Below are 316 nucleotides of genomic sequence, written 5' to 3'. Positions count from 1 at the left end.
GCCTGGCTGTACGCCGAGACCGTCCGCGCCATCCACGAGCTCAACCCCGACACCGGCGTCGAGAACCTCATCCCGGACTTCAACGGCAAGCCGGACCTGCTCCGCGAGGTCTTCGAGTCCCGACCCGAGGTGCTCGCCCACAACGTCGAGACCGTGCCGCGGATCTTCAAGCGGATCCGCCCGGCGTTCCGCTACGAGCGCTCGCTCGACGTGATCACCCAGGCCCGCGACTTCGGCCTGGTCACCAAGTCGAACCTCATCCTCGGCATGGGCGAGACCCGCGAGGAGGTCAGCCAGGCGCTGCGCGACCTGCACG

1 protein-coding gene is annotated in these 316 nt (G+C 68.7%); it reads left to right on the top strand.

What is annotated here, in order from left to right; all coding sequences use genetic code 11:
- Nucleotides 1–316 (top strand): radical SAM protein (locus tag ACYQ0U_RS22855; RefSeq protein ID WP_459976176.1); only part of this gene is annotated, 316 nt, incomplete at both ends.

Source organism: Nocardioides pyridinolyticus (assembly GCF_054653575.1).
Note: the sequence above shows the minus strand (reverse complement) of the source record. Positions and strands in the feature narration are given on the sequence as shown.